This is a genomic window from Streptomyces sp. NPDC051740 (assembly GCF_044453165.1).
Taxonomy (GTDB): Bacteria; Actinomycetota; Actinomycetes; order Streptomycetales; family Streptomycetaceae; genus Streptomyces; species Streptomyces atrovirens.
This window is the reverse complement of the sequence record NZ_JBITCL010000064.1, coordinates 1-1,171: the sequence shown is the minus strand read 5'-3', so window position 1 is coordinate 1,171 and position 1,171 is coordinate 1. Positions and strand designations below refer to the sequence as shown.

1 protein-coding gene is annotated in these 1,171 nt (G+C 66.7%); it reads right to left on the bottom strand.

Annotation, left to right across the window (positions count from 1 at the left end; all coding sequences use genetic code 11):
• Positions 1-1,014 (bottom strand): IS256 family transposase (locus tag ACIA6T_RS35610; protein WP_399450644.1); only part of this gene is annotated, 1,014 nt, incomplete at its 3' end.
• Between the last annotated feature and the right edge of the window lie 157 nt (positions 1,015-1,171).

Genomic DNA, 1,171 nt, shown 5'->3' with positions numbered 1-1,171 from the left:
CAGCGGGTTGGTCGACTGGATCTTCTTCCAGTGCTGGTGGGGGAAGTCGGCGAAGGCTGTCAGCTCTTCCTTGGCGTCCAGGAGCATCTCCTTCACCTTGGGAAACTGCTTGCCGAAAGCGTCGGCGACGGTGTCGAGCTGGGTGCGGACCGAGACGGCATCGGGCTGGGCGAAGATCGTGCGGATGGTCGCGGCGGCCATCTCGGCGTGCTGCTTCGGGATCACCGAGAAGACATTGCGGACGAAATGAACGCGGCAGCGCTGGTGTGCGGCTCCGATCATGACCTTGCCGATGGCGGCGACCAGGCCGAGGTGCTGGTCGGAGATGACGAGGCGGACCCCGTTCAGGCCGCGTTTGCGCAGGTCACGCAGGAAGGTGGTCCAGAAGGTCTCGTTCTCGCTGTCGCCGACCATGATGCCGAGGACTTCGCGGCCGCCGTCCTCGGTGACACCGGTGGCGATGACGACAGCACGGGAGGCGATCCGGTGGTCGACGCGGGCCTTGAGGTAAGTGGCGTCGAGGTAGACGTAAGGGAAGCGGGTGTGGTCCAGGGGGCGGTTGCGGAAGGCGGCGAGGCTTTCGTCGAGGTCGCCGCAGATCCGGGAGACCTCGCTCTTGGAGATGCCGGTGTCCGACCCGAGGGCTTTGACCAGGTCGTCGACGCTGCGGGTGGACACGCCATGGACGTATGCCTCGATGATGACGGCGTAGAGGGCCTGGTCCACGCGGCGCCGGCGTTCCAGCAGGCTGGGGAAGAAGGTGCCGGCGCGAAGCTTGGGGATCGCGAGTTCCAGGTCGCCGGCCTGGGTGGTCAGGGTCCGTTCGCGGTGGCCGTTGCGGTAGGCGGTGCGGGTCTCGGTGTGCTCGCCCCATGCGGCACCGATGTGCTGTGTCGCCTCTGCTTCTATCAGTTCTTGCAGGACTCGTTCGGCCGCGGTCCGGACGATCTCCAGTCCGTCCGCCGAGCGTAGTGACTCCAGAAGGCGGAGCAGGTCATCATGGGCCAGGGCCATCGTGCACCTCCCGGTCGGATTCACCGTTCACCGCGGAGAGTTGCACGGTGGCCCGTCCTCGTTCAGGGCGCACGAGCGGTCCACCAGGGGCAACCCGGTGGCGAGCCGGGGGCGCACATCGGCCAAGAACGGCTACACCACTTCAAGGGACGCCATC